At 73.7% G+C, this 7,179-nt stretch carries 5 protein-coding genes and 1 pseudogene; 4 read left to right on the plus strand and 2 right to left on the minus strand.

Going from position 1 to position 7,179, the window contains the following annotated elements; translation table 11 throughout:
- Positions 1 to 2,515, plus strand: a pseudogene (locus tag JS521_RS31970) (ComEC/Rec2 family competence protein); the annotation flags it as partial.
- Positions 2,516 to 2,522: 7 nt separating this feature from the next.
- On the opposite strand, the gene JS521_RS31975 reads toward JS521_RS31970, so the two are convergent.
- Entirely contained in the window at positions 2,523 to 2,993 is a 471-nt protein-coding gene (locus tag JS521_RS31975; protein WP_205086406.1) for a pyridoxamine 5'-phosphate oxidase family protein, read from the minus strand.
- A 231-nt stretch (positions 2,994 to 3,224) separates the two neighbouring features.
- Here JS521_RS31975 and JS521_RS31980 point away from each other — a divergent pair, with 231 nt between their 5' ends.
- Both JS521_RS31980 and JS521_RS31985 read left to right on the plus strand, forming a co-directional pair.
- Positions 3,225 to 4,646, plus strand: coding sequence for an FG-GAP-like repeat-containing protein (locus tag JS521_RS31980; protein WP_205086407.1), 1,422 nt, complete (start codon positions 3,225 to 3,227; stop codon positions 4,644 to 4,646).
- Between the two features lie 327 nt (positions 4,647 to 4,973).
- Positions 4,974 to 5,855 (plus strand): YceI family protein, encoded by an 882-nt coding sequence (locus JS521_RS31985; protein ID WP_205086408.1) that lies wholly within the window; start codon positions 4,974 to 4,976, stop codon positions 5,853 to 5,855.
- Positions 5,856 to 5,936: 81 nt separating this feature from the next.
- Here JS521_RS31985 and JS521_RS31990 read toward each other — a convergent pair whose 3' ends face one another.
- Positions 5,937 to 6,182, minus strand: coding sequence for a hypothetical protein (locus tag JS521_RS31990; protein WP_205086409.1), 246 nt, complete (start codon positions 6,180 to 6,182; stop codon positions 5,937 to 5,939).
- Between the two features lie 83 nt (positions 6,183 to 6,265).
- Here JS521_RS31990 and holA point away from each other — a divergent pair.
- Positions 6,266 to 7,179: DNA polymerase III subunit delta (holA, locus tag JS521_RS31995; protein ID WP_205086410.1), on the plus strand; the 914-nt coding region annotated here is incomplete at its 3' end.

A 7,179-nucleotide genomic window follows, 5' to 3' on the forward strand; every position in this document is an offset into this window, starting at 1 on the left:
GGGGAGGGTTCGCGCCGGGAGGGGCCCACGGATCTGCGGCTCGTTCCGCCCGCCCTGGCGGTCTGGGCCGCAGCGGCCTCGGCACTGGGCCTCCCGGGGCGGTGGGTGGTCGCGGTGGCCGTCGCCTGTCTGGTTCCGGCGCTCGTTCTGCTGGTGGCGGCCTCGCGGACCTCGCGGGGGAGGACCGCCGGACGGTCCCGGGCCGTCGCCCCCCGGGGGGCCGGGCTGCGCTGCGCGGCGGCGGGCCCGGGGGGGGGGGGGCGCCCCCCCCCCGCCCGCCGCCGGGGGAGCCGTGCTGCTCTGCGCGGCGGCGGGCACGGTCGTGGCCGGGATAGACGGCGCCGACGTCCGGCGCGGTCCCGTCCCCGGGCTGGCCCGGGAGTATGCGCGGATCGACGCCGAGGTCCGGGTGACCTCGGATCCGAGGACGGCCCGCCCGGCGGTACGGGGCAACCACAGCGCCCCGCCCCTTCTCCTGATCGACGCCGAGGTCACGGAGGTGGGGACGCCGGACGGCCCGAGCACCCGGGTCCGTACGCCCGTGCTGCTCATGGTCGGGGCGGGCGACCACCGGGCGGACTGGCAGAAACTGCTGCCGTCCACCCGCCTCCGGCTCAGCGGCCGGCTCTCGCCTCCGGCACACGAGGGCGAACGCCTCGCGGCGGTCCTGCGGGTGGACGACGCGGGGGAGCCGCGGGTCACCGGACCCCCGACGTGGGTCCAGCGCGCGGCGGGGGACCTGCGCGCCGGGCTGCGGGAGGCGACGGACGAGCTGGACCCGGACGCGCGTGCGCTGCTGCCGGGGCTGGTGGTCGGTGACACCTCCAGGGTGCCGCCCGACCTCCACGACGCCTTCAAGGCGACCGACCTGACGCACCTGTTGAGCGTGTCCGGAGCAAATCTCTCGATTCTGCTCTTTCTCCTCGTCGGGCCGCCGGGGGCGGCGTCGAGCGCGGAACGGCGCGGTCTGGCACCCCTGTTGGGACTCTCCCTGCGAGGGACCGCGTTGATCGGCGGTGCGCTGACCCTCGCCTTCATCGTCGTGTGCCGCCCGGAACCGAGCGTGCTCCGCGCGGCGGCCTGCGGTCTCATCACGCTCCTCGCGATCGGGACGGGCCGCCGGAGATCCCTGATCCCCGCCTTGGCGGCCGCTGTGGTCCTCCTGGTGCTCCTCGACCCCTGGCTCGCCCGGAGCTACGGCTTCCTGTTGTCGGTCCTGGCCACCGGCGCGCTGCTGACCCTCGCTCCGCGGTGGAGCGCCGCCCTGCGGGCGCGGCGGGTGCCGGGCAGGCTCGCCGAGGTGCTGGCCGCGGCGGCGGCCGCGCAGGCCGTGTGCGCACCCGTGGTGGTGGTTCTGGCCTCGCGGGTCAGCCTGGTGGCGGTCCCGTGCAATCTCTTGGCGGAGTTCGCGGTGGCACCGGCGACGGTGCTCGGGTTCGCGGCGCTCGCCGTCGCCCCGGTCGCTCCGCCGGTGGCCGAGGTGCTGGCCGGGATCGCGGGCTGGCCGGTCGGGTGGATCGCGACGGTCGCCCGCACGGGGGCTGCTCTCCCCGGGGCGGAGGCGCAGTGGCCCGGAGGGTGGTCCGGCGCGGCGCTGCTGGCCGCCCTCACCGTTCTGGCGGTGTTCCTGGCTCCGAGGCTGGCCCGTCGCCCCTGGATCTGCGCGGCCATCGGGCTGCTTCTGGTGCTGGCGGTCCTGCGGCCGGTCCCGCTGACCCGGATCATGACCGGATGGCCGCCGCCCGGCTGGGCGTTCGCGCTCTGCGACGTGGGGCAGGGCGATGCGATGGTCCTCGCGGCGGGGGAGGGCACGGGGGTGGTGGTCGACGCCGGACCCGACCCCCGTGCGGTCGACCGGTGTCTGCGCGACCTCGCGGTGACTCGTGTCCCGCTCGTGGTCCTCACCCACTTCCACGCCGACCATGTGCGCGGGCTGCCGGGCGTGCTCCGGGGCAGGGCGGTGGGCGCGATCCAGACGACGAGCCTCGAAGAGCCGCCCGAGCAGGCCGCGTTCGTGCGGCGGACGGCGGCCGCGGCCCGGGTTCCGACGGTGCGGGCCGTGGCCGGAGAGCACCGCCGGTCGGGCCCGGTCGACTGGCGGGTGCTCTGGCCCCGCCCGGGGCCCGGGGGAGCGGGAACGGCGGGGCGGGAGCCGAACGACTCCAGCGTCACCCTGCGCGTACGGGCGGCCGGAGGCCTGACGCTGCTGCTTCTCGGGGACCTCGAACCCCTGGCCCAGCGGGAGTTGCTGCGCGGGAGGGAGGCGTCGGGCCCGGTGGACGTCCTCAAGGTGGCCCACCACGGCTCGGCCTTCCAGGACGCCGGGCTGCTCCACAGCGTACGGCCGAGGCTGGCGCTCATCTCCTGCGGCGCGGACAACCCGTACGGCCACCCCTCGCCCCGCACGGTGGACGCCCTCGCGGCGGCGGGGGCCCGGGTCCTGCGCACCGACACCGACGGCCCGATCGCGGTGACGGGCGCGGGGAAGGAGCTGCGGGCGGTGGGCAGGTCATGACGCCGCGTCAACCGGCCAGCCAGGTGCCGGTGCGCATCAGGTCGCGGTCGGCGAGTTCGTTCTCCTCGCGCCAGGCGCGCACGGTGTGGGGGGTGATGCGCAGAAACACATAGCGGGGGCCGCGCGGGCTCCATCCCCGGAGTTTCGCTGCGAAGGCATCCCTCGTCACGGTCGGAAGGTCCGCTGCTTCCACGATCCTCGCCTCGCCCTCGATCAGCACCACGTCCCGGGTGTGGCCGGCAGTGACCCGGATCTGCCCGGCGGGAGTCACGTTGACGGCCGTCGGGTTGGTCCGCCGGGTGGCCATCACCAGCGTGCCGGTGCCGTCCTCCCAGAGGAACGACAGCGGCACCAGGGTGGGGACGCCGTCCGGGGACGCCGTCCCCACCCACGCGTCCTCGTCCTGCCGCAGGCGGTCCAGGACGTCCTGCTTGCGCTGGCCCCTGCTGCGCGGGGGCGCGGGATCGTATTCGGTCATGATCGACACGCTAGAGGTCGACCACCGTGCCGCGCCTCAGCCAAGAGGCTTGGGGCCGAAGTCCTAGGACCGGTGGTTCCCGGCGGAGGCCGGTGGTTCCTGCCGATTTTCGCACAACCATTCGAGATGGGTGTGTGTCTTACCTGTAGCGCTCGGTGAGGCTCCGGAGTTCCGGCTCCTCGCCGCCGTCTGCCAGGTCTTTCCGGCCGCCGCATCGATAGAGAAGAGTCCATGCGCCACTCGTACCGCTCCGCCCCCGTCCTCGCTGTCGCCCTTGCGGCCGGCCTGCTCGCCGCGACCCCTGCTCACGCTGCGCCCAACGCGCCTACGGCCCCGCTCCGCGGGCAGGGCGACGTGAACGGCGACGGCTACGGTGACCTCGTCACCGCTTCCGAAGCCGCCGTGTCGGGCGTTCCCCGGGCTGGTGCGATCGTCGTCAACACCGGTTCGTCCGCCGGGGTCTCGGCCGGCCGGACCCAGATCGTCACGCAGGGTTCGCCCGGTGTGCCCGGCGCGCTGGAGGAGAACGACGAGTTCGGCTCGGCGCTGGCCACGGGAGACCTGGACGGTGACGGCTATACCGACATCGTCGCCGGCACGCCGGACGAGAAGGTCGGCAGCGACGTGGCGGGCGGTGCCGTCACGGTCCTGTGGGGTTCGAAATCGGGCATCGTCGGAGGCACCGACCTCCCTGACCCGGCTCCCACCAAGCACGACCGCTTCGGCGACCGACTCGTCGTCGGTGACTTCGACGGCGACGGAAACCCTGAGCTCGCCGTCGGCACCAGCAGCAACGACGTGTGGATCTTCGGAGCCATCTCCAGAGGCGGGGCCGAGGACCGCCGCCGGCTGACGACCGCGATCGCTCCGGGCAGCTCGGACTACTACCGCGCCCTGGCGGCCGGTGACTTCGACGGTGACGGCAGGGACGATCTCGTCGTGGGGGGCCGTTACGACGAGGACGGCAGCTACGGCGGCGCGTCGCTCGTCTACGCCGGGGCGCTCGGCGACCCCGCGGTCCTGCCGGCGGACGCGCACGCGGCTGCCACGGGTGACTTCGACGCCGACGGCCGGGACGACCTGATCGTCGGGTCTCCCGACGGCAACTCGGTCACCGTCTACGCGGGTGCCGCGGCGGGGCTCAGCACCTCCGGGCGCAGGACGCTCACCCAGGACAGTCCCGGCGTTCCCGGAGCCACCGAGCCCGGGGACACATTCGGCGAGGCGGTGGCCGTGGGCGACATCGACGGTGACGGCTTCGCCGACGCTGCCGTGGGCGTCGAGTTCGAGACCATCGGCTCGGTGCCCAACGCCGGCGGGGTCGTCGTCCTGCGCGGTTCGGCCGAGGGACTCACCGGCGTCGGTTCCCAGGCCGTGCACCAGGGCACCGCAGGCGTGCCGGGCGCGAACGAGCCGTACGACCGGTTCGGCGCCTCCGTACGCCTGACCGACACCAACGGCGACGCCCGCGCCGACCTGGCCGTCGGGGCTCCGATGGAGGACACGAGTAACGGCGCCCTGTGGAACCTGGGCGGTTCCGCCGGCGGCGTAGGCACCTCGTACGCGATCGCCTTCTCGGCGGCGGACGTCGGGTTGTCCAAGGCCCCGTGGACGTACTTCGGCCGGTCGATGCCGGTCGGTGACGGGGCCTGAGACCGCGGGGCAGGGTCTCCCGGCGGCATTGAGGCACCGGGAGACCCGCTCCATCGCGTCGACCTCGCCTCGGCGGCGGATGAGCGAGGACGCGCCGTGCCAGGTCCGGGCCCTCGCCGCTGACCCGAGAAGCGCCACACCTTCCATCCCGGATCGGCTTCCATCCCGGATCGGCGCATAACCGCACAAGATCCTCCGACCCACTCGGTTTGCCTCGAACGCCTCAACAGTGATCGAATGCATGATCGTCGGCGGGCCGCTGATCCGACGGTGACGTCCACCTGTCCGGGGCCCGAGGTGCGAAGCGCCCGTGGGGGTACGTCAGAGATGTTCGGCCGTTGGCTGGGAAACAGAGGCCAGGCGGGTGGGCGCGGTGAGGCCCTCGCCGGATTCCGGATACCCCGTACCGCGGGCGTGCTCAGTTGCCGGGTGCTGGACCCGGTCGACGAACCGGTCCGGCAGGCCGAGTTCGTGGTGACCGACAGCACGGGCCGCAAGGTGACCGCCGGCGAGACGGACCCCTTCGGCAGTCTTCTCGCCACGGTTCCGACCGGCGACTACCGGCTTGCGGTCACGGCCGAGGGCTTCACCCCGTTCCACGGGGCGGTGACGGTGACCGAAGGGGCGCACGCCACCCTGGGCGACGTGGCCCTCCAGGTGGCGCAGCCCCCGCAGCTGCCCGACCCCGGCGACTGGGACATCGAGCCGAACCACTCGCAGATCGGCTTCACCGCACGGCACATCGGGCTGGCCCGCATCCACGGCAGGTTCAACAACTTCGCCGGGGCCGTCCGGATCGCCGACCGCATGGAGGACTCCGCCATGCATGTGATCATCGACGCGGCGTCGATCGACACCAACGTGCAGATGCGCGACGACCACCTGCGCTCCGGCGACTTCCTCGACGTCGGCCGCTACCCGACGCTGGAGTTCTACAGCGAGCGCTTCGTCCACCGGGGCGGCAGCCGCTGGGGTGTCACCGGTGCGCTGACCCTGCACGGCGTCAGCCGCACCGTCACGCTGGACACGCAGTACCTCGGTCTCGGCAGCGGCCTGGAGGGCGAGACGCGCGCCGCCTGCCGGGCCACCACCGAACTGCACCGCGAGGACTTCACCCTCACCTGGCAGACCATGCTGGCGCGCGGGATCGCCGTGGTGGGGCCCAGCATCGTCATCGATCTGGACATTCAGATCGTTCCCAAGGCCTGAACGGTCGTTCCCAAGGCCTGAACGGTCGTTCCCAAGGCCTGAACGGGCTGAGCGGGCCGGGCGGGCGGGGCGTCGGACCGGTTACGGCTTCTCCAGCCAGCCTTCGTACGCGGCGGCGAACGCGTCGAGCGCGGCCCGGTCCAGGCGTCCGGCCGCGTCCTCCACGACCACCAGCCACTGGGCGTCCTCGGCGTCGTCCTCGCCGGCCAGGGCGTCCCGTACGAGCTGGGGCTCCTCGGCTACCCCGAAGCGGTCCGCGAGCTCCTCGGCCACCGCCTCGGCGGCGTCGCGGTCGGGCAGCACCAGTACATGTCTCACATCGCTCACCCGGACATTCTCCGGTACGGGCGCATGGGGCCCGCACCCTGGGGCGGCCGGGCTGTCGGTGGGCCATGGGATGCTGGAGCGCGATGGCCACCAGGAAGAATTCCACCGACGATCCGCTCGCCCCCCTCACCCTCGCCGTGGGCCAGGAGGACCTCCTCCTGGACCGTGCGGTGCAGCAGGTGGTGGCGGCCGCGCGTGCTGCCGACGCCGACACGGACGTACGTGATCTGGCGTCCGACCAGTTGCAGCCCGGCACGCTCGCCGAGCTCACCAGCCCCTCGCTCTTCGCCGAGCGCAAGGTCGTGATCGTGCGCAACGCGCAGGACCTCTCGGCCGACACGGTCAAGGACGTCAAGGCGTATCTCGGCGCCCCGGTCGAGGAGATCACGCTCGTCCTGCTGCACGCGGGCGGCGCCAAGGGGAAGGGGCTGCTGGACGCGGCCCGCAAGGCCGGGGCCCGGGAGGTCTCCTGCCCGAAGACCACCAAGCCGGCCGAGCGGCTCTCGTTCGTACGGTCGGAGTTCCGGACCCATGGGCGGTCCGCGACGCCGGAGGCGTGCCAGGCGCTGGTCGACTCCATCGGCAGCGATCTGCGGGAGCTGGCGAGTGCGGTGTCCCAGTTGATCGCGGACGTCGAGGGCACGATCGACGAGGCGGTCGTCGGGCGCTATTACACCGGGCGGGCCGAGGCCTCGTCGTTCACCGTCGCCGACCGGGCGGTCGAGGGGCGGGCGGCGGAGGCGCTGGAGGCGCTGCGGTGGTCGTTGTCGACCGGGGTTCCGCCCGTGCTGATCACCAGTGCGCTGGCGCAGGGGGTGCGGGCGATCGGGAAGCTGTCCTCCGCGCGGGGTGGTCGGCCGGCCGATCTCGCCCGGGAGCTGGGGATGCCGCCGTGGAAGATCGACCGGGTGCGGCAGCAGATGCGGGGGTGGACGCCGGACGGGGTTGCGGTGGCCCTGCGGGCCGTGGCCGCGGCGGATGCCGGGGTGAAGGGCGG

The sequence above is a fragment of the Streptomyces durocortorensis genome (assembly GCF_016901035.1).
GTDB classification, from domain to species: Bacteria; Actinomycetota; Actinomycetes; order Streptomycetales; family Streptomycetaceae; genus Streptomyces; species Streptomyces durocortorensis.